A 25,193-nucleotide genomic window follows, 5' to 3' on the forward strand; every position below is an offset into this window, starting at 1 on the left:
AAGGCCTTTCAACTTTTGCGTTTTGGCCCTACATCATGTCTACCGCCCCCACCGACGTTACCGTCATCGAACACACCAAAACCTGGCTCGAAAAAGCCATCATTGGCCTTAATCTGTGCCCTTTTGCCAAAGCCGTCTACGTTAAAGACCAAGTCCGCATCGTGGTGAGCCACGCCAAACACTTAGATGGGTTTTTAGAAGACTTAGACCGTGAGCTAGACCATTTAGCCGAATGCGATCCAAACGTGACCGACACCACGCTATTGGTTCACCCCAGCCTATTCGACGATTTTTTAACCTTCAACGACATGGTGTTTGTGGCCGATCAGGCTATTGAAGAACACGATTTAAGCGGCATTCTGCAAATTGCCCCTTTTCATCCTGAGTTTCAATTCGACGGTACCGAGCCAGACGACATCAGCAATTACACCAATCGCGCCCCCTACCCAACGCTCCACCTCATTCGCGAAAGCAGCATCGACAAGGCCGTGGCCGCCATCCCCAACGCTGACGCTATTTTTGAGCGCAACATCGCCCTCTTAGAAGAGATGGGCCACGACGGTTGGGCGGCTTTGGGCATTCCCAAGGTAAAATAAACCCGCCCCTAATAGGCCAGCCGTGTTAAAATCTGCCGGCGTAAAAGTTGGCCAGACAGTCGTCGCGTGTTTACACGGGGAGGAAAGTCCGGGCTCCATAGAGCAAAATGCCAGCTAACGGCTGGGTGTCGAAAGGCAACGGAAAGTGGTGCAGAGACTTAGACCGCCGATGGCTTCTTCGGAAGCACAGGTAAGGGTGAGAAGGTGCGGTAAGAGCGCACCGCGCAACGGGTAACCGAAGCGGCAAGCTAAACCCCATTTGGAGCAAGACCAAACAGAAGGCCATGATGCGGCTCGTATCGTCTTCGGGTAGGTTGCTTGAGCGTGCTGGTAACGGTACGCCTAGATGAATGACTGTCCTAGACAGAACCCGGCTTATCGACCGACTTTTACGCACCCTATTGCGACCACAGCCATTGATCGACAGATCAATGGCTGTTGTTTTTTGGGCACAGCCGCCCTCCCTTAATCCATAAACCATTTAAATAATATTTAAATCAATGGCTTAAATAACGCTCAGATAACGCTCGATTTAGCCTTCCTAAGCCACGCCAAGCGTCCTCTGGCAAAACGCCCCAGCCTCCTTTATCATCAAATCATTCCTAATAAACCAGAAATCTCGCCATATGTACGCCCAATACGGCCCTTTATGCGCCCAAATTTACGAACACACCAAGCCCGTTGGCCACGCCATTGCGGGCGACATTGACTATTACCACAGCCGCCTGAGCAGCGTCACCGGCCCAATACTAGAGGCCGGCGTGGGCAACGGCCGCATGCTGATCCCTTTTTATCAATCTGGTCTCAACATCGACGGCATTGATCTATCGGCCGACATGTTGGCTATGTGTCAGCACAATTGCCAAGAGGCCAATATACAGCCCATGCTTTATCAAGGCGACATGGGCACCTACCCCTACCCGCATACTTATGAAGCCATTATTGTCCCGACCGGTTCCTTTGGCCTCATCACCGACCGGCAGGCGGCTGAACGTATTTTGGCCCATTTTCAGCAATCGCTACAGCCTAACGGCCGCCTGATTCTGGATTTAGACTTGCCCGTAGACTGGCAAAACCACCAGCAAACCGTCAGCACCTTTGAGCTGGCGCCAGACTATGGCATCACCCTCACCCACCACGCCCAAGAAATGAACTGGGTCGAGCAAACGACTCATACCCTACTCAAGTATGAAGCTTGGCGACAAGGCACGCTGGTGGCGACGGAGTTACAGCGCTTTGACATGCGCTGGTACGGCATTGAAGAGTTTAAACAGCTACTACAGCGATTAGGCTTTCGTGACATTGTCGTGTCTGCCGGCTATCAATTTGGCCAAGCCCCGAGCGCCACCGAGCGTCTCATCACCTTCGAAGCCACCAAATAAACCCAAGGCCCATCATGCAGCTCATTTCTCTCGCCCTCGCCACCGAACACACCCAGCCCCTTAGCCTATTGCTGCAGCAAGAATGGGGCGCCTGGGCGCAATGGGCCGAGCCAACACAAACCGCCGCGCGCCTCACTCAACGCAGCCGCAACGCCACGGGAGAGCAGGTGTGGCTGGCGCTGGATGAATCAGAACAGGCCCTCTTAGGCACAGCCAGCATCATTGCCTATGAGCTCAACGACCAACCACAACGCCCCTGGTGGATCGGTGAAATTTTCACCCACCCCGAAGCCCGTGGTCAAGGTGTGGCCAGCGCTTTAATTCGCGGTTTGGTCGAGCATTTTCAAACCCAACACCCAGACCAAACCCTCTATTTATACACGCCCGATCAACAGGCTCTGTACGCCCGTAAAGGCTGGTTGCCGATCGAAGAGCGCTTTCTAAACCAAGAGTGGGTCACCATCATGGGCCTGCCGCCACGACAGGTGAAAACGGCATGAATGAGCCACTTTACGCCCATCCCCTAGACAGCTTTAAACAGCGCGTCTTACACACCGTCGCCAGCATTCCTTATGGCCATGTCTGTAGTTATGGCACAGTGGCCCGTCGCTCAGGCAGCGCCCGAGCGGCGCGGCAAGTCGGTGCCATCCTCAAACATCTGCCCGACGGCCACACGCTACCGTGGCACCGTGTGGTCAATCGACACGGCCAAATCTCATTGAGCGGCCAGGATCATCAACGTCAAAAAAAGGCCCTTATGGCAGAAGGGATTGTGTTTGCGGCCGATGACAGCATTGATCTTAGCCGCTACGAATGGCTGCATGAACCAGAGATTCAGGCATAAAAAAACGCCCCAATATGATTGGGGCGTTTTGACAATCGTCGTTTAGGCTTTTTTCTTGGTGGCAATCAACGACACAATGATCGACAAGAAAATGGTCAAGAACACGAAGCTTAAAGAAATCCCGACCGGAATGTGGTAAAACTTCGCAATCAGCATCTTCACACCGATGAAGGTCAGCACCACCGCCAAACCATAGCGCAACAGATGGAAGCGATCGGCCATGTCGGCCAATAAGAAATACATCGCACGCAGACCTAAGATGGCGAAAATATTAGACGTCAACACAATGAAGGGGTCGGTCGTAATCGCAAAAATCGCCGGAATGCTGTCGACGGCAAACACCACGTCGCTCAATTCCACCATGATCAATACCAAGAACAACGGTGTGGCATAACGAATGCCGTTTTCCACCACGAAAAATTTCTCCTCGCGAAAACCATCCACCATGCGCAAACGAGCAGAAATCCATTTGAGCGCTTTGTTCTGCGAAAGGTCTGGGGCTTCTTCTGGCTCAGGCTTAAACATATGCAGGCCGGTGTACACCAAAAAAGCACCAAACACATACAAAATCCAGGCAAATTCGCGCACCAGATAGGCGCCTAAGAACACCATCACGGCGCGTAAGACGATGGCGCCAAAAATACCGTAGAGCAGCACACGGTGCTGGAACTGCGGCGGCACTTTAAAGAATGAAAAAATCATCAGGAACACAAACAGATTGTCCACCGACAAGGCTTTTTCAATCACGTAGCCGGTAAAGAACTCGAGGGTTTTTTCCTTCGCCACCACAGGGCCAAACAGAGGGTTACCCGCTAGTTCAAAATACAACCAAATGCCAAAGCTACAGGAAACGGCAATCCAGACCAAGGTCCAGATTAAGGCTTCTTTAATGCTGACTTTATGGGGGCCATTTTTCTTCAACGACAACATGTCGATGGCGATCATGATGAGGACGGCAACAAAAAACACACCATAAAATAATGGTGTGCCTATAGAGGGGCTGCTAACTGCCATTGTGTTTAACCTATTGAGCTGATGAGAACTCAATTAGACTATCCATAAGAACCAACGTTGTCTAATAAGTTCCCTCATTATTTTTTTAATGACAAGGATTTAAGACAACCAGCTTCAAACCCGGAGCCTCTGTTAGGTTGAGGGTCACCGAGTGATACGTCATCTCACCGCTGACCTGATGCTTGATCTTACGCAGGTGGCTGCTCTTGGTTAACGCAGCGTCGTCGGTTTCGTTCCAAAACGCGGCAAACTCCGGACTCTTACCCATCCAACCCCGTACATAAGCCTGTAACGCCTCGTCGTCGGCATGGTTATTGAATTCGGCGCGTAACTGCACGACGACGCGGTCGGCCAAGGCCGCCCAATCGCCCATGAAGTACTTGCTGTGTGGGTCTAAAAACAAATAATCTAAAAGGTTAATGCCGGCTTTTTCTTGCTCAAACCAGTGGGCAAACAAATCTGCCGCAGTGGCGTTAGCATAGGCTAAATCCCAATAGCGGTCATAGACCATAGCAGGCACCAAAATATTATCGACAGTTTTTTGCAACACGCTCGACAATGGCTCAACCTCTCGCTTTTGGGTCGGCTCTTTCGGGTCTAGGTGTAGGCCAGCCAATTCAAACAGGTGTTTTTGCTCAGCCGGCGTCATCAGTAAGGCCTTGGCCAAACGCGACAAGGCCTTCGCCGACGCCGTTTCGGTACGGCCCTGCTCTAGCCAAGCCAACCAAGTGGTGCTGATGCCGCTCAATGCTGCCACCTCTTCACGCCTAAGCCCAGGCGTACGGCGGCGCGTACCGGAAGGCAAGCCCACCTGTACTGGTAAAATTCGTTCTCGCTGTGCGCGAATAAATTCGCCCAATGCCTGTTTTGGTGACCCGTTCATACTCTGACCTTTATGATAAGAATTATCCCATGACTAATAGGATTCTTATCCTAACAGAGTAAAATGTTAATTTGCGTAAAGGAAAAGTTGGGTTTTGTTAAAATTTGATCTATTTATTTAAAAAAATCAGGTGTTTAAATATCTATTATCGAATAAATTAAAATGACAAAAGGCTATTTACAGCAAGGGTAACTGACTGATGCCACAAAAAAACCACCCGAAGGTGGTTTGCTCTGACCCGCCCAAAGGCAGCGGCTACATCAGAAAGAATCCAAGTTGTACTTTAAAATGCTATCTGATCCATTTAACAATTGACGGCTGTAGGTTTCGATCTGTACCAAAATGTGGTCAAAATACACCGCCACCGTCTGTTGTTTTTCAGCATAAAAAGACTCTGGCAACATGGCCGCTACGGGGTCTTGCAGCGCCTCTTTACTGGCTAAATAGGCTCGGCCCATCTCGATGGCGCCCAAGGTCACCCCCATTTGCATCAAAAACGGCACACTGCCGGCAGCGGCGTCTGCCGCTTTACCTTGGCCAAATGCCATCACCACATAGGTGGCCGACTCTTTCGCCAAGTTTAAAGCGTGGCTCAAGGCTTCGGCTAAACGCGCCTCACCAGCCTTGGCCAAACCTTCGGCAATGCGCACCCCTTCAGCCAAAAAGACTTTAGCCGCAGCGCCTTGATCCATGGCGGTTTTACGGCCCACTAAGTCTAAGGCTTGAATCCCGGTGGTGCCTTCATAGATGGCGGTAATACGGGCATCGCGCACCAATTGCGCCACGCCGGTCTCTTCGATATAGCCCATGCCGCCAAACACCTGCAATGCCTGATTGGTCAGCACGTTGGCGTTTTCCGTACACCAGGCTTTAATGATGGGAATTAAGAAGCTCAGCGTTTGCAAGGCCAAGGCCTTTTCGCTCGCTACGGGGTGGTCGGTGGCCTTATCTAAAAGGTTGGCGGCCACAAAGATCAAGGCGCGCTGGGCTTCAATGGTGGCTTTTTGGGTCAACAGCAGACGGCGCACGTCTGGGTGCTGAATAATCGCCACGGCATCATGACTGTCACCATCCACGGCGCGGCTTTGAACACGCTCTTTAGCATAGGCCACCGCCATTTGGTAGGCGCGTTCGGCCACGGCATGGCCTTCCACGCCCACGCCTAAGCGGGCATGGTTCATCATGGTAAACATATGGTTCAAACCGCGGTTGGCCGTGCCGACTAAGAAGCCTTTGGCGCCGTTAAACTGCATCACGCAGGTCGGGCTCGCATGAATACCCATTTTGTGCTCCAACGACACCACTTCTAAAGTGTTGCGCTCACCCACATCACCACTATCGGTCACCAAGAATTTTGGCACCACAAACAGCGAAATGCCCTTCACGCCCGCAGGGGCATCTGGCAAACGCGCCAACACCAAGTGAATGATGTTTTCGGTCAACTCATGCTCACCCCAAGTAATGAAGATTTTTTGGCCGGTAATGGCATAGCTGCCGTCGTCATTGGGGATGGCTTTAGCAGCTACTTGAGCTAAGTCTGAGCCTGCCTGTGGCTCGGTCAAATTCATGGTACCCGACCATAGGCCTTCGCTCATTTTGGGTAAATACGTTTGCTTGATGTCGTCGCTGGCGTGGTGCAATAGCGCCTCAGCCGCGCCCATGGTCAACATGGGCATCAAGGAGAACGCCAGGTTAGCCGAAGTAAACAGCTCTTCACACGCCGTTGACACCACTGAGGGCAATCCTTGACCACCATAGTCGGCAGGGGCGCGTAGGCCGCTCCAGCCTGCGGCGCGATAGGCTTCAAACGCGGCGCGCAATGATTCATGGCTAACGACTTTACCGTCAACGATTTTGGCGCCGTTGACGTCGCCTAAACGGTTAGTGGGGGCCAGCTCTTGTTCGCTGAATTTGCCTGCTTCTTCCAAAATGGCGTCAATGGTTTCATCATCTAAGCCTAGGCCAATCGGCAAGGTAAGAATCTCTGAAATCTTGGCGTGGGTGTGCAGGGCAAAACGTAAATCATTTAAAGGGGCTTGGTAACTCATTATTATTCTCCTAGGTAGTTTTAGGGGCCAGCAATGACCGCTGTGGTGATGAGCCATAGCATGCTCATCCTATCATCGGATCACTCTAGCATTAATTGATCACGGACTTTACTACTTATATCAAATCATCGGCATAAAAAAAAGCCAAGACTTCGAGTCTTGACTTTAATTTTGCCTAATCGCGTAGGAACTTAACGCCGGCGAGGTGGGAATCATACACCGCCTGACGGATGGCTTCTAAGGCCTTGGGCCTGACAAAATGCCGCCTAGCCGCCAACACCACTTTACGTGACGGAATCGGCATATCAAACGGAATGATGCTGAACAACATATGATCATTCTCGGTTAAAGCCGTTGCCGGCAACACGCTGATCCCTAAACCACTGGCCACCATGTGGCGAATGGTATTGATCGAGCTGCCTTGAAGCGTATTGGTTAAGCCCAAGATTTTTTGCCGGCTCGCCAACTCAGTACAGTTGTCCAAAACCTGGTCCCGCATGCAGTTGCCCTCGGTCAAAAGCAAAACCTGCTCTTTTGAGAACACTTCCGTGCTGACCGAATCCAGTTCTTCGAACGGATGGCCCTTAGGGGTAATGATGAAAAACGGCTCATCGTATAAGGGGTAAGTCACCACGCCGGGCTCTTGGAACGGCTCGGCCACGACAATGGCGTCCAACTCACCGCGCTTGAGGCTTTCCGTCAGCACCTGAGTGGTGTTTTCTTCCAGCATCAACGGCATGAACGGGGCTGAATCACGCAGCGCCATAATCAATTTGGGCAATAGATACGGCGCCACAGTAAAGATCAGGCCCAGTTTAAACGCGCCCTCTAATTCATCTTGCTCTTTACTGGCCAAGCTTTTAATGAGGTCGGCCTCATCCAAAACACGCTGGGCCTGCGCCACAATGCGCTCGCCCGCATCGGTGGTAATGATTTCATTACTGCTGCGGTCGAACAGGGTCACCCCTAACTCTTCTTCCAGCTTTTTAATCGCAATTGAAAGCGTGGGCTGGCTGACAAAGCAGCGTTGTGCCGCACGGCCAAAATGTTTCTCTTGAGAAACCGCCACAATATAGCGTAGCTCAGTTAACGTCATGTTATGCCTTTGCTGCCTCTGTGGCCGTACTGGTATTGTCCTCTGGTAGGGTAATATTCAATTCCAATACGTCCATGCCGTCTTGCTTCTCATGTGCAATCCGAATGTCCTCGGGGGACACGGTCACATATTTAGACAACACTTCCAAAAGCTCACGTTGTAATGTAGGCAAATAGTCAGGTGCCTGACTTTTTACCCGCTCTTGTGCGATGATGATTTGCAAACGGTCGCGCGCCACGCTGGCACTTTTTTCTCGCTTACCAAACAACTTAGCAATGATGGACATGCCTACCCTCCAAATAAACGTGAGAAGAAGCCTTTTTTATCCGCTTCAGTAAAGCGCATCGGGCGATTTTCGCCCAATAAACGCGCCACCACATCCTGATAGGCTTCTGCCGCAGGTGTGCCTTCCATGTGAATCGCTGGCGAGCCTGCATTCGACGCTTGCAGAACCGTTTGCGACTCAGGAATCACCCCAATCAAAGGAATGCGTAAAATGTCACAAATGTCTTCAACCGACAGCATTTCGCCTTTTTCCACACGCTCTGGTGAGTAGCGGGTAATCAACAAATGCTCTTTCACTGGCTCTTGGCTTTCTTCTGCCCGACGGCTTTTGCTGCCTAAAATGCCTAAAATGCGGTCTGAGTCACGTACGCTCGACACTTCAGGATTGGTGGTCACAATCGCTTCATCGGCAAAATACAAAGCCATCAAGGCGCCCTGTTCGATGCCGGCCGGTGAATCACAAATCACGAACTCAAAATCCATTTTCTCAGTGAGTTCTTTCAATACTTTTTCAACCCCTTCGCGCTTCAACGCATCTTTATCGCGGGTTTGTGACGCAGGTAAAATGTATAAATTATCACAATGCTTGTCTTTAATCAGCGCCTGGTTCAGCGTGGCTTCACCCTGAGTCACGTTAATTAAGTCATACACCACTCGGCGCTCACACCCCATGATCAAGTCAAGGTTACGCAAACCCACGTCGAAGTCAATCACGGCGGTCTTGTGACCGCGTAAAGCTAATCCTGCTGCGATGCTGGCGCTGGTTGTGGTTTTGCCTACGCCACCTTTACCGGATGTTACGACAATAATTTTTGCCACAATAGAGTTCCTTTTTCTATTTGGTGCTTAACGCACTCATCACTAAACGATTTTCTTCGAGATAAATCTGCGTAGGCTTATTGGCCAAGCTTTCAGGCAAATCCTGCTCAATACTACGGTAAATCCCCGCGATCGACACCAGTTCAGCCTGCATGTCTTGAGCGAAAATTCTGGCTTCGCGGTTGCCGTTAGCCCCCGCTAAAGCACGGCCCCGAAGCGGTGCATACACGTGAATATTGCCATCGGCAATCACTTCTGCCCCTTCGGATACCATATCTAACACAATGAGGTCTGCACCTTGTGCATACACCTGCTGGCCGGTACGAATCGGCCGGCTAATGACCACCGTTGGCTGGCGCTCAGGCGTAGCCGCTGCGGTTGCGGCTGCGCTTTCTGCCGCGGCGGCCTCGTCGCTGGCCTCCTTGGCCTCGCCCACTAAGGCTTGGATGGCCTCATCGGCTTTGGTTTCTGGCAACAGGCTAAACGCCAGTTGGTGTTTGGCGGCTAAGGCCGACACCTGCTTATCATAGTGGCGAAGGCCAATGATGCGCAAACCATATTGCGTAAATAAGGCCAATAGCTGGACAAAGTCAACAGACCATACGTCTTCCAGCTCATTCACGTCTAAGACGAAGGGCACGCTGCCCACATCGGTCAACTGTTTGAATCGAACCGCCAGCTCTTGAGCCAGCCGTTCAGCGTCTGTTGTTTTCAGCTGGATGCATAAAGCATCAAGTCGCGCTGATTTAACCTCTAAAACCGATTTCATAGGGTCACTTTTTAACTTTATATAGTTTTTTTCAATCACTCAAGTTTACCATTTATAATCTTAAAGATTCAATGAGCAATTAAGCCGAGGAAACCGAGATGTCGCTTACTTTTCACATTATTGGGGCAGGCCGCGTCGGCCAAACCTTGGGCCATCTGTGGCAGCAATCTGGCCTACTGCAACTGAGCCATATTGTCCGCCGCTGCAATCTTGAGGCCGCGCCGTGGACGCACCGTTTTACCACAGCAAAAATAGTAACACAAATCAGCAACTTGCCCGCAGCAGATGTGGTCTTAATCAGCACCCCCGACGACGCCATTGAATCGAGTGCCGAAGCCCTGGCCGCCTGTGCCTGGCTGTCACCACAAACCTTGGTGTGTCACTGTAGCGGTGCTAAAAGCCGCAGCGCCTTAGCCAGCTTAGCTGCTAAAGGCGTTCAAACCGCCAGCTTACACCCTGTTTTTGCCTTTGCCGACGTCGACGCCAGCATTCGTACGTTGGCTGGCCACCTAGTGGCCATTGAAGCCGAGCCAGCGCAACAGGCCTTTATGACGCAGCTGGCCGAAGCCTTAGGCCTACAGCCCTTCTACCTCGATGCAGCGCATAAAGCACGCTATCATGCAGCCTTATCCATCAGCGCCAATTTCTTGGTGACCTTAGCCGGTTTTGCCGAAGACGTTTTAGCGCCACTAGGCCTACCCCAATCACAAAGTCGTGCTTTAGTGAGTGGTTTAATGCAGCAAAGTTTCCACAACTATCAAGCTTTGGGGCCTAAGGCCGCCTTAACCGGCCCAATTGTGCGCGGCGATGCCGCCACTGTCGCCAGCCATCTTGACGCCTTAACCCCGGCAGAAACCCCGCTTTATCAAGCCTTAGGCGTGGCCACTGTCGGCTTAGCAAAGGCCGCCTTAAGCCCTGAGCAAGCTCAGACACTTTTAGACTTATTGGCCCCACCTCAAGCCCAAACCAAAAAAAAGCAGTAATGCTGGGCATTACTGCTTGTTCATGCTCACTGAGGCATTAAGATGCCGGCGCGGCTTCGGCGGCCGGCTGTTCTGTCTCGGTAAAGGTTTCAAACAGCGTCACCACGCGCTGTACGCCAGAAGTCGCACTGATTTGTGCCGTGGCGGCAGCCTGTTCTGCGGGCGTTAAGATCCCGAACACGTAGGTAACGCCATCATAGGTCACCACTTTGACGCGGTTAGGAATAAACCCTTTCGCATTCAGCAAGTTGGTGCGGATCTTTGAGGTAATCCACGTGTCTTGGCTGACGTCACCAAATTTACGATCGCCAGGCGCAACGTTAATGTAGTTGTAGATCTTGGCCACATTAGGCTGGGCGCGCAGAGCGCGTTCGGCCATGGTTTTTTCAGCTTCGCTGGTGACATAGCCCAACAATAGGCCATGACGGTTGTAGCTGATGACCTTCACATTGGGCTGAGGCTGGCCAGCAGCAACAGGGTTGGCCTGCCAATAATTGGCGATGCTGGCGGCTACTTGGGCCTCAATCACGCTGTCATCGGTTTGTGCGCCGACGCTGCGCCGATCAGTAGCGGCTAAGCCACCCACGGCAGCACCGCCCACAATAAATGCAGGACAGCCAGTTAGGCCACTCACCATCACGGCGCTGACGACTAAAGTCTTGATCCAACTTTTCATAAAGCATCCTCTACTGGTTTGGTTGTTGGCTTAATCTGCGCCCAACAGCATGTAGTCCACGCCATCACATAAGGCGTGAATCAATAAAATGTGAATTTCCTGCACCCGGGCCGTGCGCGGATGCGGCACGTTGAGCAATACGTCGTCGCCATTTAGTAAAGCCGCGATTTTGCCGCCGTCTTTACCGGTCAGCGCAATCACCTTCATGCCTTTTTCGTGGGCCGCTTTCACCGCTTCCACCACGTTGGCCGAGTTGCCCGACGTAGAAATGGCCAGCAACACGTCATTTTCTTTACCCAGAGCACGTACTTGTTTCGAAAAAATCAGGTCGAATTCGTAATCGTTACCGATGGCGGTTAAGGCTGAGGTGTCGGTCGCCAAAGAAATGGCCGCCAAGCCTGGGCGCTCTTGTTCAAACCGGCCCACCATTTCGGCGGCAAAATGCTGGGCGTCGGCGGCAGATCCACCGTTACCGCAAGCCAATAGTTTGCCTTCCATCATCAAGGTGTTCACCATCAGCTGAACGCCTTCGGCCACCGCTTCAGGCAGGATGTCTTGACACTGTTTTTTTGCTTCAATGCTCTCGGCAAAGTGGGCACTGACTCTATCAACTATGCTCATTGTTTATTCCAATATGTTTTTTAGCCAAACCGGCGCATCCTGCGCTTGGCACAATACCGCGTCCAATCGACACGGCGCGTTGTGTATCTTATTCACCTGCATGTAATGCAGTATGGTTCGCTGTAACTTTGCCAGCTTACGCGGGGTAATGCTGTAGGCCACGCCACCAAAATGGGCCCGTTGACGATATTTTACTTCAATAAAGACCCACGTGTTGCCTTCTTTCATCACCAAATCCACTTCACCGTAAGCACAATGCCAATTACGCGCCACCAGCAGCAAGCCTTGCTGGCCTAAAAACGCCAGCGCACGGTCTTCTGCTTGGGCACCTACAGGATGATTTAGTTTCATCAGCGGCCTTTCATCTGGGCAGCCGATCGATTTTAATCCGTCTCGCGGCCCACATGATTGTCAAGATGATGCGGCGCATCAGTGGTATAGTTAAGGGCTGGTTCCCCATTTTTCAAGAGAAAGCCCTGGCGTGCAAACACATTATTCACAAGCGCAAGCAACCATTCAAACACAAACATTATATGTGTTAGCCACCCCAATTGGAAACTTAAGTGACATCACCCTACGCGCGCTGGCGGTTTTAGAACGCGCCGACTTAATCTGCGCCGAAGACACCCGCGTCACTGGCCAACTATTAGCGGCCTACGGCATCAAAAGTAAACTCATCAGCGTACGCGAACACAATGAGCGCCAAATGGTCGACAAGGTGGCTGAAGCGCTGGCCAACGACCAAGTGGTGGTACAGGTCTCCGATGCGGGCACGCCCGCCATTTGCGACCCAGGCGCTAAGCTGGCCCAAGCCATTCGCGCTAAAGGCTATAAGGTTTCTCCCATCGTCGGCCCCAGCGCCGTGATTGCCGCTTTGAGCGTAGCCGGCATGACCAGCGCCAACTTTTATTTTGCCGGCTTTTTGCCCCCAAAAACCAAAGAGCGCCAAACTCTGTTGCAAAAATGGCAAGAAACCCCCTACACCGTCATCATGTACGAAACCCCTCACCGCATCGAAGCCACCCTCGCCGACATGCTAGAGGTACTTGGCCCTGATCGCCGCTTAGTGATGGCGCGCGAAATCACCAAAACCTTCGAAACCTTCATTGACGGCACCGTAGCTGAAGTGCTGGCCGCAGTAAAAGCCGACCGCAACCAAACCCGCGGCGAGATGGTGTTGATTTTGGATGCAGCCCCTGCCGTAACCCAAAGTGCGCTATCTGAAGCCACAGAACACGTGATGAAGGTGCTGGCGGCGCAACTACCCACCAAACAAGCAGCCGAGCTCGGCAGCAAAATCACCAATGAAAACAAAAAGGTATTATACGATTACGCCTTAAGCTTGAAAAAAGATTAAAAAAGGCCTTTACAGTGATCTGTTTTCAGCTATAATACGCTCCTCAAACAAATCTTCACCTGCCCAGGTGGCGAAATTGGTAGACGCAGGGGACTCAAAATCCCCCGCCGCAAGGTGTGACGGTTCGAGTCCGTCCCTGGGCACCAAAGCTCAATCGCTTTGGTCTGCAACACAAGGTTAAGATTAAAAATCCAGCTCACGAGCTGGTTTTTTTTCGCCTATACCTGATGCGCCCCCTTTAATCTATCACTTAGCTATTTAAAATCAATAAACTAACCATGCTCTATCGTGCCTTTGGCCCACACGCTGCATGATTCTGCTCGGTTGCCCCATGTCCTCTGAGCCATCAATTCGGTCCCCCTCTCGATTTGATGCTTAGAATGAAGAACAGACGATAAACAGTCTGCGCTTTGCCTATCCTAGACACGCTCTGTGCCACCGCTCATCCCTAACCATAGTCTCCCCCAATCTGTCTCTTTATTGCAAATGCGATTAATAATAATTCTTATTTCTATTAGTAAATGATATGCTGTCCGCTTTGTGTTTAAAAAAACTCACTTTTTTAAAGAAAGACTACACTCACTCACGCAATAAGGACCATAGTTATCATGTCTCACATTAGGGAAAACTCGACGTTCACGTCACCTGCCAGCAAACGCACTTTATTGGCTACTGCCATTTTGGCCCTGTCTTTTAGCGCCGTACCCACTTTGGCTCACGCCGCCGAAGAAGAGGACACGGCAGAGCTCAGCACCGTCGTGGTCACGGCCGAAAGACAGCTGAAACAATCGCTCGGCGTGTCTAAAATTGACGCCAAAGAAATTGAAAAACGCCCCCCGGTTAACGACATTAAAGACTTAATTCGCACCATGCCGGGTGTCAATCTAACGGGTAATACCGCCTCCAACGCGCGCGGCAATAATCGTCAAATTGACATCCGCGGCATGGGCCCTGAAAACACCTTGATCCTGATTGACGGCAAGCCGGTGAGCTCACGCAACGCCACTCGCTATAGCTGGGGCGGCGAACGCGACACCCGTGGCGACTCCAACTGGGTGCCGGTTGAAGAAATTGAATCCATCGAGGTCATCCGCGGCCCTGCCGCCGCTCGTTATGGCTCCGGCGCGGCTGGCGGCGTGGTCAACATCACCACCAAGCGCGTTTCGAAAGAATTTAAGGGCTCAGCCAACTGGTACACCAATCTGCCCGAAAACAGTAAAGAAGGCATGACCCACCGTATTGGTTTCAACCTCAGTGCCCCCATTATTGAAGACACTTTGTCTTACCGCGTCTACGGTAACTACAACAAAACCAAAGGCGATGCGGCCGACATCAACCCCCTAATCCACGGTGAGCGCCAAGCCGGCCGTGAAGGCGTTGAAAACAAAGATGTCTCCGGCAAACTGGTGTGGAAAATCGATCCGCAGCAATACCTCACCTTCGACGCCAACTACAGCCGCCAAGGCAATATCTACGCCGGCGACACCCAGTTTGGCGGCGTCCATAAAAACGATTTCATCTACGGTCAAGAAACCAACCGCATGTACCGCAAGAGCTTCTCACTCACCCATGATGGTTCGTGGGACTGGGGTGACTCCAAGCTGATGGCACAATACGACAAGACCATTAACTCGCGCATGAAAGAAGGCATGGCTGGTGGGGGTGAAGGCTCGATTCAAGGCGATGGTTCGATTGTAGATTCTGAACTCAAAACCACCCGCTTCAGCGGTGAAGCCAACATTCCGTTTGACCTAGGCGTGGCCCACGTGGCCACCATTGGGGCCGAATGGTCTAAAGATACCTTTAACGACCCTTCCAGCACGGCACAGAACTCATCAATCCCCGAGGTTCCTAATGCCCGTTCAGCCAAAATGGACGCTTCGGCCTGGGCCTTATACCTAGAGGACAACATTTCTTTAACCAACACCACTCAATTGATTCCGGGCGTGCGTTTTGATCACCACTCCAAGGCCGGCAACAACTGGAGCCCCAGCCTAAACGTGGCACAAAAACTGGGCGACTACTTTACCCTAAAAGGCGGCATCGCCAAGGCCTATAAAGCGCCTAACCTATACCAAAGTGCCCCCAACTACATGCTCTTGACGAAAGGGACAGGCTGCCCAACTGGCATAACAGGGCCTTGCTATCTATTGGGTAACGAAAACCTTGACCCAGAAACCTCAATCAATAAAGAGGTAGGGATTCAGTTCGCCAAAGACCGCTGGAACGCGTCACTCACCTGGTTTAGAAACGACTACGACAATAAGATTGTCTCTGGTAGCGAGATTGTGGGCACCTCTGCCTCTGGCGCCAAGATCTTACGCTGGGAGAATACGGGCAAAGCCGTAATTGAAGGCCTTGAGGGCAACATTGCCGTACCACTCACCACCGGCCTAATGTGGCACAACAATTTTACCTATATGCATAAGTCTGAGGACAAAACCACGGGCAACCCCTTATCCATTATTCCGAAATACACCATCAACTCTAGCTTCGATTGGGAGATTTCCGAACGCTTTAATGCCTTATTAACCGTGACCCATTACGGTAAGCAAGAGCCGAAAAAATACCCCACCAGCAACAGTAACACCACGGTTGATGGCAAGATAGCCGTCATTTCCAAGCAAGACCCCTACACCATTGTGGGCCTAAGCGCTGGTTATAAATTCAATAAACATGCCCAGATTCACGGCGGCATCAGCAATTTATTTGATAAAAAACTGTATCGCGAAACCTCTGAAAGTGGCTCTGCCACCGCCCGTACCTATAACGAAGCTGGTCGCGCTTACTACATGAGCATGAAGTTTGATTTTTAAGCGGTAAGCTTAAGCAGGGCTTAGAGTTTGCTCTAAGCCCTTTTTTGTGCCCAGTATTTAACCTAGGCGCCCAACCTCGTCAACAACCGCAGCGCCGCCGCCTGATCCTCGGCCCAATACAAGCCCATGCGTTCGGATGACACCAGCCCCGCACGCTGACAGCCTTCCCGCACCTGAGCGCTCCAGCCCACCAACACCACCCTACGGCCGTAGGCCTGCTGTTCGTCCACAAACGCCGCCAGCGCCAACAGCCCCGTGACGTCAATAAACGCCACGTTCACACCGATTAAAACCACGCCTTTAACCTCTGGCCGTACGGCCAGTCGCTGCGACACGGCGCCTAGCCGCGCCTGCGCCGAACCAAAAAACAGCGGCCCCCTCAGGACATCTAAACACACCGATTCAGATAGGGGCATCGGCCCAGATGAAGGCAATGATGCAGGTAAGCGCCACAGCTGCACCCACAGCCACAAAAGCGCCAAACCCATGGCCGCCAGTACCCCCACCACCATGCCAAAGCCCACCGTCAGCGCCAAACACGTCACCAAAATCCAACGATCCCCGACGGGCGCAATCCGCCACAGGCGACGCAGCGCCGAAACATTGGCCATATGCCAAGCCACCAGCCACAATAGGGCCGCCAAGCTGGCCATGGGTAAATAGCCCAACCACGGCGCCAGCAGCAACAGGCTCAGCAATACAAACAGGGCATGAATCATCGCCGCCACTGGCGTTTGCGCCCCAGCGCGAATATTGGCCGCCGTACGCGCCAAGGCACCGGTAGCGGCAAAGCCGCCCACAAACGGCGCCACCATATTGCCTAGTCCCTGACCGACCAGCTCGGCGTTCGGCCGATGCCGCGTGTTGGTCAGACCATCGGCCACCACCGCACACAGCAAGGATTCAACCGCACCCAAAAAAGCAATGGCCAACACGCTCGGCGCCAGGGCCCATAGCCCGCTGGCGGCCCACCACGATTGGCCGTCTTCCGACTGCCACGGCCACACCAGCGTCGGCAACATCGACGGGATGCCGGCATAGGCCACGCCTTCCAACCAATACGTAAACACCGAGGCAATGGTGCGTGGCGGCCACCCCAGCCCCGTGAACGCCATGCCCAATAGCGCACTGGCGCCCATCACCACCACGTGTGGCGGTAGCCGACGAACCCAACGCGGCCACAGCAGCAGCCCCGCTAGAGTCAGCGCCCCGAGGCAGACGTCCACTACGGAAACATGCCCCAGCTGGGCCACAACGTGGCCTATACGGCTCACCACATCACCACTGGCGGCCCCCGTCACGCCTAAAAAGTCAGGCAGTTGCGCCACCACAATCACCACCGCAATACCGGCACTGAACCCGCTGATGATGGGTTCTGGCACCCAATACACGAATCGCCCCAGCCGCAATAGGCCCAAGACCACCAAAACCATGCCCGCCAAAAAACTGGCCATCAGCAAGCCGCTGAAGCCGAACGTGGCGACAATGGGCTGTAACACCACCACAAAGGCCGCCGTCGGGCCCGAAACGTTAAAGCGTGAGCCGCCGCACAGGGCGATGACAAACCCCGCCACCACGGCGGTGTATAAGCCATATTGTGGCGGCACGCCGGTGCCAATTGCTAAGGCCATCGACAGCGGCACCGCAATCATGCCCACGGTTAGGCCCGCCCCTAGATCTTGCCGCAACGTCTGCCAACGATAGCCACGCAGCATGTGCGCTAAGGGCAGCCCATCGCCTTCGTGTGTTTGCTTCATGGTCATGCCCCGTTTGAGCCCACCCACCGCTAAAAATGAGCCACACAATCACACTATCGACCTTAACACAAAACGCCATTGTCATTTAAAAAATCGTCACCATCCCCCGCACGCTACTGAGGCAGCCCCCATCTGGCCACCCTCACAGTCGCACCATGCCCGTGCCGTACATGACTGGCACCTAGTTCACTTTTTTGATAGCATTAGCCGCAACTTTTGCGACGTAACCACCACAGGCCTGTTTATGACCACCGTTACCTATATTGACCATCAGGGCCATGCCCGTACGCTTGACGTCGCCATTGGCGATTCGGTGATGCTCGGCGCCGTGAACCACGACCTAGAAGGCATTGAAGCCTATTGTGGGGGCGCCTGTGCCTGCGCCACCTGCCATGTCTACGTCGATGAGGCGTGGCTAGACAAGCTGCCCCCCATTGCCGAAAAAGAACAAAATATGCTGAAATTTGTGATGAATCAGCAGCCCAACTCGCGCCTGTCCTGTCAGATCACGGTCACGGCGGAACTCGATGGGCTGGTGGTCACCACCCCCGAATGCCAAATTTAATCCAACCTTCTAGTGCAGACACAAGTAAAAGCCCATGACCCCTCAATAGGGCATCATGGGCTTACTCGAACAGCGCTTAATAACCGTTTAAACGGGCCAAACCGTCTGAGCCACCTCACGAATAAAAGTCAATTTATCCCACTGCGACTGAATCGACACTTTATTGCCCTCTTCCGTTGAAGAAAAACCGCACTGTGGGCTCAAGGCCAACTGTGACAACGGTAGGTATTGAGCAGCCTCATGAATGCGCGCCAAAATGTCTTTTTTTGATTCAAGCTCGCCCACTTTGGAGGTCACCAAGCCCAAAACCACTTCGGCATCAGAACCATTCAGCTTGGCGAGGGGCGCAAACCCACCGGCACGCTCAGTGTCATATTCCAAGAAATAACGATCAATATTCACCAAATTCTTAAAAATAAAGTCTTCAATCACGTCATATCCGCCCTCATAATGCCAGGTTGAGGAAAAATTACCGCGACAGATGTGCATGCCAATGACGAGATCATCCGGCTTGTCTTCGAGCGCAATGTTTAAAGTGTCCACACAATACTGCGCTAAGCGCTGAGGGTCCATGCCTAAAGCACGCTCTTTTTCGCACTGCTCGGCACTGCATAAATAGGCCCAAAAGACGTCATCTAACTGTAAATAACGGCAACCTAAATCATAAAATACCTTAATCGCTTTTCGATACGCCAAACCTAAATCCCGAACATAGCCCTCAATGTCGTCACCATAATAGGCGTTGTTGCGAATATTAGGGCGCATCATCATATTGGGGCTGGGTAGGGTCATTTTGGCCACAAACTCGCCACCATCGCCTACGGCTCCATGCAAAAACCGATAATCGGCTAAATGAGGATGGTGTTCATCAAAATCTAAGCGCCCCACAACGCGTACATTATGAGGTTTGGTGACCACACCCTTAAACGCCATGCCCTGCTCGGCCTCGTAGCCTTCGGCACCCACTAGGTTTTCCATGAAGTCGAAATGCCACCATGCCCGCCGTAGCTCGCCGTCGGTAATGGCCTGAATGCCAACTTTTTTTTGCTCGGCCACGAGTTTGATGATCTCTTGATCTTCAATCGCCCGTAGCTGTTCTGGGCTGATTTTGCCTGCGGCCAAATCTAAACGCCCTTGCTTAATTGACTCTGGGCGTAAAAAACTGCCCACATGATCTGCTTTATAGCCGGCGTAGCGCTGCTTAGCCGCCGTTGTTGTATTGCTCATACTGCCTCCCTTTTTTGGACGTATAGACGTCTATATATCTTAAATATAAACAAGATTCCCCCTCATTGTCAACACCCAAACCTCCATCATCTTTGCAGAAGGCGGCGGCATGAGGCACAGCCTACGCGCCTTTACGCGTGACCAATCCCGATTGAGTATGCATGTACAGCAAGCCCAGCAGCGCCAATAAAAACAATAGGGCATACACGCCGTACAAGGTGGTCGGGGTCCAGTTTTGATCAAGCAAAGAGCCGGCCACCATAGGCGACAAAATACCGCCAATGCGGCCAACCCCAATACCGAATCCAACCCCGGTGGTACGAATATGAGAAGGATACAGCGTCGGGGCCTTTGCATACAGGCTGGCCACGCATCCGTTCACACAAACGCCCAAGCCCAAACCAAATAGAAAAGCCAATGCCCCTAGGTCAATGCTGTACACAAAACCCACCATCAGCACTGCCGTCAAAATAAAGAACACCAGCTGAGTATGAAATACCGAAAAGCGGGTGGTCACTAAACCATACAAAACGGCACCAAAAATACCGCCTATGCTTAATAAAATGCCGCCCGTCATGCCCTGCTCAGCCGAAAGCCCTGAGACCGTTAATAGCTTAGGCGTCCAACTCATGACAAAATAAAAACCAAACATGGTTAAGAAAAAAGTCACCCACAAGCCTAGGCTGGCCCCTCTAAATTCACGATTTAACAAAGCGCTCAAGGATTGTTTGGCCGCCGCCTGCGCGCTCGGCACCAACGGCAACTCGGCTAAAGGCGGCAACTGCAACCGGGCATTCAGATCATTCACCTTGCTCAAGGCATGGCGCGGACGCTTGGCCAACAAAAAAGCCAACGACTCAGGTAGCGCCCAATACACCCACAACACCATCAACAGCGTGGCCACGCCGCCCACCATAAACACGCTTTGCCAGCCGAAGCGGGACACCAGATACACCGCCACCAGTCCACCAAACGTGGCGCCAAGGGCATAGCCTACCGACAACAGGCTGATGGCAAAGTTACGCCACTTGGCCGATGCATACTCACAGGCAATGACGTTGGCACTGGCCAAAATACCGCCAATGCCCAAGCCCGTCACAAAGCGCAGCCAGCCAAGCTGGGTGTGCGTTTGGCTAAAGCTAGACGCCACCATGCCCATGCCCGAAATCAACAAACAAATCATGATCAAAGGCCGACGGCCTAACCGATCAGCCCAGGGGGCCAAAACCAATGAACCCGCCGTCATGCCCAAGAGGCCAACGCTCAGCAAAAAACCCAGCTCAGTCCCCGATAAACCCCAATGTTCAGACACGGCTGCCGCGGTAAACGCCATCACCATGACGTCAAAGCCATCAATAATGTTCAACAGCACGCACAGCCCCACAATCTGCCACTGAAACCCCGTCATGCGCTGACGGTTTAACGCCCCTTCTAAATGCACACTCATCCTAGCCTCCTCAAACCACGGCATCCCGCTTAAAACAACCATAATAACCATCTAAACGTATAGACGTCTATTTATATTAAGCGGCGCCCCTGTTTGGGTGCCTCTTTTACCACAGCCTCGACCGTCTTGAAGTTCGCGACTTACACTTCGCCCTTAGCCTTCCTCATCTCATTCTTTAGCGTTAAGGTCGCCCCCAGGCTGCGGATCGGATCCGGTGGCACCCATCGCGGTTGGCTATTGGCCTGAATAAAACGCAGCGCCTCGCTGTCCGTGCCATGCATGTACTCGGCCATGTAATAGCCTAAATAGGTACCACTGGCCACCCCCACTCCATTACAGCCACACACCACAAACACATTGTCGGCCACTTGTTGAAACACGGAATGATGATTCAGCGTCATGCACAGCAAGCCGCCCCAAGTATGGGCAAAAGGCACCTGACTCAGCTCGGGAAACCGCGCCTGAAACGAACGTTTATGCTGTTCTCGGGCACGCTGGCGCTGGGCTTCGGTGTGGCTCAGCTTGGGGGCAAAATCGAAGCTGTTGCGCACCATGATGCGGTTATCTGGAGTTAGCCGTACGGTGCTGCCAGCGGGATGTGCCGAGGTTAAGCCCCAAGCGCGCACGCCTGAAAACAGCGCATCCACCTGAGAGGCAGGTAAGGGATCGGTTAGGCTGGCATAGGTAAACACCGGTGCCAGCCTATGCTTGGCAAGGCCAAAGGCCTCAGCAAATGCGCTGACGGTGACCACCACCTTGGTCGCATTGATGATGCCGTTGGCCGTATAGAGCCGCGTCGCTTGGCCTGTTTGCCCATAGTCTATGGCGTGTACCGGCGTGCGTTCATAAATGCTGATACGAGTGCTTAAGCCTTTGGCGATGCCGCGAATCAACGCGGCTGGATTCATCAAAATATTGCCTGCCGTGTATACGGCGGCTCGATAATAAGACGTGCCTAAGCGCTGGGCCAGCGCCTCACCCTCAAGATACTCGTAGGCAAACTGCCCCTTGTTAAGGGTGCTCATAAACCCTTCTAGGCCTTGCAGGTGCTCAGGCTCATGCGCCGCCATATACTTCCCCGCCTCATCCCACTGGCAATCAATCGTAAACTCGGTTTTAAATCCGCGTAAGCGCTCAATGGCAAAGGTATTCAGGCGATGCACCCATAAATCATGTTCAAGGTTTTGGGCACTGCTGTCGATGTTGTGAGGCAAGTCAATGATGAAACCGGCGTTGCGCCCAGACGTGCCTTGGCCAATCTTAAGGGCATCAACCACCGCAATACGGCATTCTGGGTCTCGCTCGCTTAACCGCGCCGCTACCGACAGGCCGGTGTATCCGCCGCCAATAACCACCACGTCAAAGCTTACCTCGCCCGCTAACGGCGTACCCAAGGTTTCGTTTTTGTTAGCGGCGGTTTCAAACCACCCGATCGACCCATCTATCTGGGGCTGTTGCGTCATTTTTTTCATGCCAAGGCTCCTCATCACAGCCATGATTATAAATAAAGATCGGACCATCCATACAGGGATAGGTCAAAAACCAGCACATTGCCTCTATGCCCTCAGCGAAACAGCTCCGATGCCATCAGCGCCTTGAGTAAATCTTGCACCGAGGTCGGCAACAATCGATTACGCCGCACAATGAGCTGCGCCCGCGCGCTTTCAAAAACTGGATTGGTGGTGCGCAACACCACACACTCCCCGCTGGCCACTTCTTCAACCACGTCGCGTTCGCGTAACAGGCTTGCCCCCAGACCAGCGCGGGCAAACTGCCGCAGCGCCATCACCGAACTGGTCACCAAGCCAGGGGTTAACTTTACCTGATCGTGCAGCTCGGCCGCATCCACCATTTGCCGAAACCCAAATCCAGGCGGCATGATGCCGACGCGGTAGGGCAACAAGGCCTTCAGCTCAATCGGCCCTGAATGTGCAGCCAGAGGATGGTCAGCGCGCACCGACACGCAAATGGGTTCCAAATGATCGGCCATCACCTCAATATTGGGCGGCAAGGTGGCCGCATAGGCGAGGCCGATGTGGGCACGATCCTCGGCCACGTGGCGCACCAGCTCATTCATATTCATTAAATCCAAGGCAATCTCAATATTGGGGTTGTCGTGGCCAAAATCACACAGGGTGCGGTTGATCAGCTCGGGCACAAAGCCCTCGCCCGACACCAGCTTGACCCGACCACGGCGCGATTGGCTGAGCTCATACAAAGCACTCATCAGCGCCTCTTCTTTTTCCAGCCGCTCTTTCACATAGGCCATCACCACCCAAGCCGCCTCAGTTGGCTTGAGGCGATTGCCGCGGCGCTCAAATAAAGTAGTGTTTAAATCGGTTTCCAACTGTTGGATCTGGCGGCTGATGACCGATTGTTCCACGTCTAACTGGTCGGCGGCTTGGCGCATGGAGCCGGTCTGAACCGTGGCGTAAAAATAACGTAAGCGCCGCTCGCTCAGCCCTTGCGGTGCCGTACCGAACGGAAAATGAATGGCCATGATGACTTTCCTTGATGACTTTTAAGCATCATTAAACTACCGCTTTGTTCATTGAAGCGCAATATTTTTGTGCCTATACTGATTTCACATAAGATTCATTGGGTTAAATGAATCTACAATAAACACATACTCTTAGAGGAGTTACCATGAACCCTAACCCAAGCGCCGCGGGCTCTGTGCCCAACAGCAACCCCGCCCTTACCAAAATCTACGCCAAGATTAATCTGCGCCTGCTGCCCTTTTTGCTGCTGTGCTACTTTTTTGCCTATTTAGACCGCGTCAATATTGGCTTTGCCAAACTGCAAATGCAAAGCGACCTTGGCATGTCTGATGCCGTCTACGGCTTTGCCGCCGGTATTTTCTTCTTGGGCTACGTGATGTTTGAAGTGCCCAGCAATTTGCTGCTGGAAAAAATTGGTGCGCGTAAATCCATCGCCCGCATCATGGTGTTGTGGGGGCTGACATCAGCCTCAATGCTGTTTGTCACCAACGAAACCAGCTTTTACATCCTGCGCTTCTTGTTGGGCGTGTTTGAAGCCGGCTTTGCCCCCGGCATGATTTTCTATTTGACCTATTGGTATTCAGGCGCCCGCATGGCCCGCGTGATGTCGATTGTGATGCTGGCTGGCCCTTTAGGCGGCATGCTCGGCGGCCCGGTTTCGGCCTGGATCATGGCCACCATGAGCGACAGCACTGTCATGGCTGGCTGGCAATGGTTGTTCTTGATTGAAGGGCTGCCTTGCGTGTTCTTAGGCGTAATGGCGTTCTTTTACCTAGACGACAAACCTGGCCAAGCCAAATGGCTGTCGCCAACGGAACGCACCCTATTGGCCCAAGACATTGGCCAAACCAAAGAAACCAGCCACCACGGCTTTAAAACCGTCTTACGTGATCCTTGGGTCTACCTATTGGCTTTTGCCTATTTTTGTATCATCAGCGGCATTTATGCGGTGGCCTTCTGGCTGCCCACCCTTATCAGCAACAGCGGCGTCACCGACTTAAAGCAGGTGGGCTTGTATTCGGCCATTCCGTATCTTTGCGCCGCCCTATTTATGTGGTGGTTTGCCAAAAGCTCTGACAAACATCAAGAACGTCGCTGGCACAGTACTTTACCCGCTCTATTCGCCGCCATCGGTCTAAGCTTGGCCATTGTGTTTGGTGACCACTTTGCCGTGTCATTGGCCGCCATCTCCTTGGCCACTGGCTTGATGTGGGCAGCCTACACAGTATTTTGGGCCATCCCATCACAATACTTGGAAGGCTCAGCCGCCGCTGGGGGCATTGCCCTCATCAACAGCATCGGCCTTTTGGGCGGCTTGGTCAGCCCGATGCTGATGGGCTTTGTGAAAGAGGCCACTGGTTCACTCATGGCAGGCTGGTTCTCGATTGCTGGGGTTTTGGCCCTAGGCGCGCTGACCTTGCTGTTCGTGGCCCAGAAAAAGAAAAAAGCTTAACCCTCATCAACGTCCTGATGTCGTTTGAGGCTTAATCAAGACGGCATTGGGATC

Annotated in this window: 24 protein-coding genes, 1 tRNA gene and 1 other RNA gene; 11 read left to right on the forward strand and 15 right to left on the reverse strand. The window is 52.7% G+C overall.

The genetic code is table 11. The features are described 5' to 3' along the window. Positions 1 to 35 precede the first annotated feature (35 nt). The 5 genes from AB8Q18_13900 to AB8Q18_13920 all read left to right on the forward strand — a co-directional run bounded on the left by AB8Q18_13900 (position 36) and on the right by AB8Q18_13920 (position 2,822). Entirely contained in the window at positions 36 to 596 is a 561-nt protein-coding gene (locus AB8Q18_13900; GenBank protein XDZ51249.1) for a DUF1415 domain-containing protein, read from the forward strand. 43 nt (positions 597 to 639) lie between these two features. Then, an RNA gene (gene rnpB / locus AB8Q18_13905) (RNase P RNA component class A) lies at positions 640 to 990 on the forward strand. A gap of 232 nt (positions 991 to 1,222) precedes the next feature. Beyond that, a complete protein-coding gene (locus tag AB8Q18_13910; GenBank protein XDZ51250.1) occupies positions 1,223 to 1,978 on the forward strand; it encodes a class I SAM-dependent methyltransferase in 756 nt (251 codons plus the stop codon). Between the two features lie 14 nt (positions 1,979 to 1,992). Beyond that, entirely contained in the window at positions 1,993 to 2,478 is a 486-nt protein-coding gene (locus tag AB8Q18_13915; protein ID XDZ51251.1) for a GNAT family N-acetyltransferase, read from the forward strand. Next, the gene (locus AB8Q18_13920; protein XDZ51252.1) at positions 2,475 to 2,822 is read left to right on the forward strand and encodes an MGMT family protein; all 348 of its coding nucleotides are present in this window, start codon (positions 2,475 to 2,477) and stop codon (positions 2,820 to 2,822) included. Before AB8Q18_13915 ends, AB8Q18_13920 begins: the two co-directional genes overlap by 4 nt. A gap of 42 nt (positions 2,823 to 2,864) precedes the next feature. Here AB8Q18_13920 and AB8Q18_13925 read toward each other — a convergent pair whose 3' ends face one another. The 7 genes from AB8Q18_13925 to minC form a co-directional block, all read right to left on the reverse strand. Continuing rightward, a complete protein-coding gene (locus tag AB8Q18_13925) occupies positions 2,865 to 3,836 on the reverse strand; it encodes a TerC family protein (protein XDZ51253.1) in 972 nt (323 codons plus the stop codon). An 85-nt stretch (positions 3,837 to 3,921) separates the two neighbouring features. Further along, on the reverse strand, positions 3,922 to 4,719 hold the full coding sequence (locus AB8Q18_13930) for a helix-turn-helix transcriptional regulator (GenBank protein ID XDZ51254.1): 798 nt from the start codon (positions 4,717 to 4,719) through the stop codon (positions 3,922 to 3,924). Positions 4,720 to 4,979: 260 nt separating this feature from the next. Continuing rightward, entirely contained in the window at positions 4,980 to 6,767 is a 1,788-nt protein-coding gene (locus AB8Q18_13935) for an acyl-CoA dehydrogenase (protein XDZ51255.1), read from the reverse strand. 175 nt (positions 6,768 to 6,942) lie between these two features. Beyond that, positions 6,943 to 7,863, reverse strand: coding sequence for a LysR substrate-binding domain-containing protein (locus AB8Q18_13940; GenBank protein ID XDZ51256.1), 921 nt, complete (start codon positions 7,861 to 7,863; stop codon positions 6,943 to 6,945). Between the two features lies 1 nt (position 7,864). Next, positions 7,865 to 8,149, reverse strand: coding sequence for a cell division topological specificity factor MinE (gene minE / locus AB8Q18_13945; GenBank protein XDZ51257.1), 285 nt, complete (start codon positions 8,147 to 8,149; stop codon positions 7,865 to 7,867). Positions 8,150 to 8,151: 2 nt separating this feature from the next. Next, positions 8,152 to 8,967 (reverse strand): septum site-determining protein MinD, encoded by an 816-nt coding sequence (gene minD / locus AB8Q18_13950; GenBank protein XDZ51258.1) that lies wholly within the window; start codon positions 8,965 to 8,967, stop codon positions 8,152 to 8,154. 16 nt (positions 8,968 to 8,983) lie between these two features. Then, positions 8,984 to 9,736: a septum site-determining protein MinC gene (gene minC / locus AB8Q18_13955; protein ID XDZ51259.1), complete on the reverse strand. Its 753-nt coding sequence runs from the start codon at positions 9,734 to 9,736 to the stop codon at positions 8,984 to 8,986. 98 nt (positions 9,737 to 9,834) lie between these two features. On the opposite strand from minC, the gene AB8Q18_13960 reads away from it, so the two are divergent. Next, on the forward strand, positions 9,835 to 10,719 hold the full coding sequence (locus tag AB8Q18_13960; GenBank protein ID XDZ51260.1) for a Rossmann-like and DUF2520 domain-containing protein: 885 nt from the start codon (positions 9,835 to 9,837) through the stop codon (positions 10,717 to 10,719). A 37-nt stretch (positions 10,720 to 10,756) separates the two neighbouring features. Here AB8Q18_13960 and AB8Q18_13965 read toward each other — a convergent pair whose 3' ends face one another. Genes AB8Q18_13965 through AB8Q18_13975 form a run of 3 tightly spaced genes read right to left on the reverse strand, consistent with a single transcriptional unit; the run spans position 10,757 to position 12,367 of the window. Continuing rightward, the gene (locus tag AB8Q18_13965; protein ID XDZ51261.1) at positions 10,757 to 11,395 is read right to left on the reverse strand and encodes a BON domain-containing protein; all 639 of its coding nucleotides are present in this window, start codon (positions 11,393 to 11,395) and stop codon (positions 10,757 to 10,759) included. A gap of 30 nt (positions 11,396 to 11,425) precedes the next feature. Continuing rightward, complete coding sequence (locus AB8Q18_13970) at positions 11,426 to 12,016, reverse strand: phosphoheptose isomerase (GenBank protein ID XDZ51262.1); 591 nt, start codon at positions 12,014 to 12,016, stop codon at positions 11,426 to 11,428. Positions 12,017 to 12,019: 3 nt separating this feature from the next. Further along, on the reverse strand, positions 12,020 to 12,367 hold the full coding sequence (locus tag AB8Q18_13975) for a YraN family protein (GenBank protein ID XDZ51263.1): 348 nt from the start codon (positions 12,365 to 12,367) through the stop codon (positions 12,020 to 12,022). 130 nt (positions 12,368 to 12,497) lie between these two features. Between AB8Q18_13975 and rsmI the strand changes: the two genes are divergently transcribed. The 3 genes from rsmI to AB8Q18_13990 all read left to right on the forward strand — a co-directional run bounded on the left by rsmI (position 12,498) and on the right by AB8Q18_13990 (position 16,189). Continuing rightward, positions 12,498 to 13,373 carry a 16S rRNA (cytidine(1402)-2'-O)-methyltransferase gene (gene rsmI / locus AB8Q18_13980; protein XDZ51264.1) on the forward strand — a complete coding sequence of 292 codons (876 nt, stop codon included), beginning with the start codon at positions 12,498 to 12,500 and terminating at the stop codon, positions 13,371 to 13,373. Positions 13,374 to 13,434: 61 nt separating this feature from the next. Then, positions 13,435 to 13,519 (forward strand) — tRNA-Leu (locus tag AB8Q18_13985). A gap of 462 nt (positions 13,520 to 13,981) precedes the next feature. Then, positions 13,982 to 16,189 (forward strand): FepA family TonB-dependent siderophore receptor, encoded by a 2,208-nt coding sequence (locus AB8Q18_13990; GenBank protein ID XDZ51265.1) that lies wholly within the window; start codon positions 13,982 to 13,984, stop codon positions 16,187 to 16,189. A gap of 62 nt (positions 16,190 to 16,251) precedes the next feature. Here AB8Q18_13990 and AB8Q18_13995 read toward each other — a convergent pair whose 3' ends face one another. Beyond that, positions 16,252 to 17,946, reverse strand: a complete 1,695-nt coding sequence (locus AB8Q18_13995) for a SulP family inorganic anion transporter (GenBank protein XDZ51266.1) — start codon at positions 17,944 to 17,946, stop codon at positions 16,252 to 16,254. 244 nt (positions 17,947 to 18,190) lie between these two features. On the opposite strand from AB8Q18_13995, the gene AB8Q18_14000 reads away from it, so the two are divergent. Next, the gene (locus tag AB8Q18_14000) at positions 18,191 to 18,511 is read left to right on the forward strand and encodes a 2Fe-2S iron-sulfur cluster-binding protein (protein XDZ51267.1); all 321 of its coding nucleotides are present in this window, start codon (positions 18,191 to 18,193) and stop codon (positions 18,509 to 18,511) included. 87 nt (positions 18,512 to 18,598) lie between these two features. Here the strand turns inward: AB8Q18_14000 and AB8Q18_14005 are convergent, their stop codons facing one another. The 4 genes from AB8Q18_14005 to AB8Q18_14020 form a co-directional block, all read right to left on the reverse strand. Next, the gene (locus AB8Q18_14005) at positions 18,599 to 19,738 is read right to left on the reverse strand and encodes a 5-methyltetrahydropteroyltriglutamate--homocysteine S-methyltransferase (GenBank protein ID XDZ51268.1); all 1,140 of its coding nucleotides are present in this window, start codon (positions 19,736 to 19,738) and stop codon (positions 18,599 to 18,601) included. A 121-nt stretch (positions 19,739 to 19,859) separates the two neighbouring features. Continuing rightward, positions 19,860 to 21,185, reverse strand: coding sequence for an MFS transporter (locus AB8Q18_14010; GenBank protein XDZ51269.1), 1,326 nt, complete (start codon positions 21,183 to 21,185; stop codon positions 19,860 to 19,862). A gap of 140 nt (positions 21,186 to 21,325) precedes the next feature. Beyond that, positions 21,326 to 22,657: an NAD(P)/FAD-dependent oxidoreductase gene (locus AB8Q18_14015; GenBank protein XDZ51270.1), complete on the reverse strand. Its 1,332-nt coding sequence runs from the start codon at positions 22,655 to 22,657 to the stop codon at positions 21,326 to 21,328. 92 nt (positions 22,658 to 22,749) lie between these two features. Next, positions 22,750 to 23,685 carry a LysR family transcriptional regulator gene (locus AB8Q18_14020; protein ID XDZ51271.1) on the reverse strand — a complete coding sequence of 312 codons (936 nt, stop codon included), beginning with the start codon at positions 23,683 to 23,685 and terminating at the stop codon, positions 22,750 to 22,752. 146 nt (positions 23,686 to 23,831) lie between these two features. Between AB8Q18_14020 and AB8Q18_14025 the strand changes: the two genes are divergently transcribed. Beyond that, entirely contained in the window at positions 23,832 to 25,139 is a 1,308-nt protein-coding gene (locus tag AB8Q18_14025; GenBank protein XDZ51272.1) for an MFS transporter, read from the forward strand. The last annotated feature ends 54 nt before the right edge of the window (positions 25,140 to 25,193 follow it).

The organism is Neisseriaceae bacterium CLB008 (genome assembly GCA_041228285.1).
Classification (GTDB): Bacteria; Pseudomonadota; Gammaproteobacteria; order Burkholderiales; family Neisseriaceae; genus JAGNPU01.

What these genes read in the sequence shown, in the direction of transcription:
- AB8Q18_13900 (XDZ51249.1), top strand. Translation starts at nt 36, where the DNA reads ATGTCTACCGCCCCCACCGACGTTACCGTCATCGAACACACCAAAACC.
- AB8Q18_13910 (XDZ51250.1), top strand. Translation starts at nt 1,223, where the DNA reads ATGTACGCCCAATACGGCCCTTTATGCGCCCAAATTTACGAACACACC.
- AB8Q18_13915 (XDZ51251.1), top strand. Translation starts at nt 1,993, where the DNA reads ATGCAGCTCATTTCTCTCGCCCTCGCCACCGAACACACCCAGCCCCTT.
- AB8Q18_13920 (XDZ51252.1), top strand. Translation starts at nt 2,475, where the DNA reads ATGAATGAGCCACTTTACGCCCATCCCCTAGACAGCTTTAAACAGCGC.
- AB8Q18_13925 (XDZ51253.1), bottom strand. Translation starts at nt 3,836, where the DNA reads ATGGCAGTTAGCAGCCCCTCTATAGGCACACCATTATTTTATGGTGTG.
- AB8Q18_13930 (XDZ51254.1), bottom strand. Translation starts at nt 4,719, where the DNA reads ATGAACGGGTCACCAAAACAGGCATTGGGCGAATTTATTCGCGCACAG.
- AB8Q18_13935 (XDZ51255.1), bottom strand. Translation starts at nt 6,767, where the DNA reads ATGAGTTACCAAGCCCCTTTAAATGATTTACGTTTTGCCCTGCACACC.
- AB8Q18_13940 (XDZ51256.1), bottom strand. Translation starts at nt 7,863, where the DNA reads ATGACGTTAACTGAGCTACGCTATATTGTGGCGGTTTCTCAAGAGAAA.
- minE (XDZ51257.1), bottom strand. Translation starts at nt 8,149, where the DNA reads ATGTCCATCATTGCTAAGTTGTTTGGTAAGCGAGAAAAAAGTGCCAGC.
- minC (XDZ51259.1), bottom strand. Translation starts at nt 9,736, where the DNA reads ATGAAATCGGTTTTAGAGGTTAAATCAGCGCGACTTGATGCTTTATGC.
- AB8Q18_13960 (XDZ51260.1), top strand. Translation starts at nt 9,835, where the DNA reads ATGTCGCTTACTTTTCACATTATTGGGGCAGGCCGCGTCGGCCAAACC.
- AB8Q18_13965 (XDZ51261.1), bottom strand. Translation starts at nt 11,395, where the DNA reads ATGAAAAGTTGGATCAAGACTTTAGTCGTCAGCGCCGTGATGGTGAGT.
- AB8Q18_13970 (XDZ51262.1), bottom strand. Translation starts at nt 12,016, where the DNA reads ATGAGCATAGTTGATAGAGTCAGTGCCCACTTTGCCGAGAGCATTGAA.
- AB8Q18_13975 (XDZ51263.1), bottom strand. Translation starts at nt 12,367, where the DNA reads ATGAAACTAAATCATCCTGTAGGTGCCCAAGCAGAAGACCGTGCGCTG.
- AB8Q18_13990 (XDZ51265.1), top strand. Translation starts at nt 13,982, where the DNA reads ATGTCTCACATTAGGGAAAACTCGACGTTCACGTCACCTGCCAGCAAA.
- AB8Q18_13995 (XDZ51266.1), bottom strand. Translation starts at nt 17,946, where the DNA reads ATGAAGCAAACACACGAAGGCGATGGGCTGCCCTTAGCGCACATGCTG.
- AB8Q18_14000 (XDZ51267.1), top strand. Translation starts at nt 18,191, where the DNA reads ATGACCACCGTTACCTATATTGACCATCAGGGCCATGCCCGTACGCTT.
- AB8Q18_14005 (XDZ51268.1), bottom strand. Translation starts at nt 19,738, where the DNA reads ATGAGCAATACAACAACGGCGGCTAAGCAGCGCTACGCCGGCTATAAA.
- AB8Q18_14010 (XDZ51269.1), bottom strand. Translation starts at nt 21,185, where the DNA reads ATGAGTGTGCATTTAGAAGGGGCGTTAAACCGTCAGCGCATGACGGGG.
- AB8Q18_14015 (XDZ51270.1), bottom strand. Translation starts at nt 22,657, where the DNA reads ATGAAAAAAATGACGCAACAGCCCCAGATAGATGGGTCGATCGGGTGG.
- AB8Q18_14020 (XDZ51271.1), bottom strand. Translation starts at nt 23,685, where the DNA reads ATGGCCATTCATTTTCCGTTCGGTACGGCACCGCAAGGGCTGAGCGAG.
- AB8Q18_14025 (XDZ51272.1), top strand. Translation starts at nt 23,832, where the DNA reads ATGAACCCTAACCCAAGCGCCGCGGGCTCTGTGCCCAACAGCAACCCC.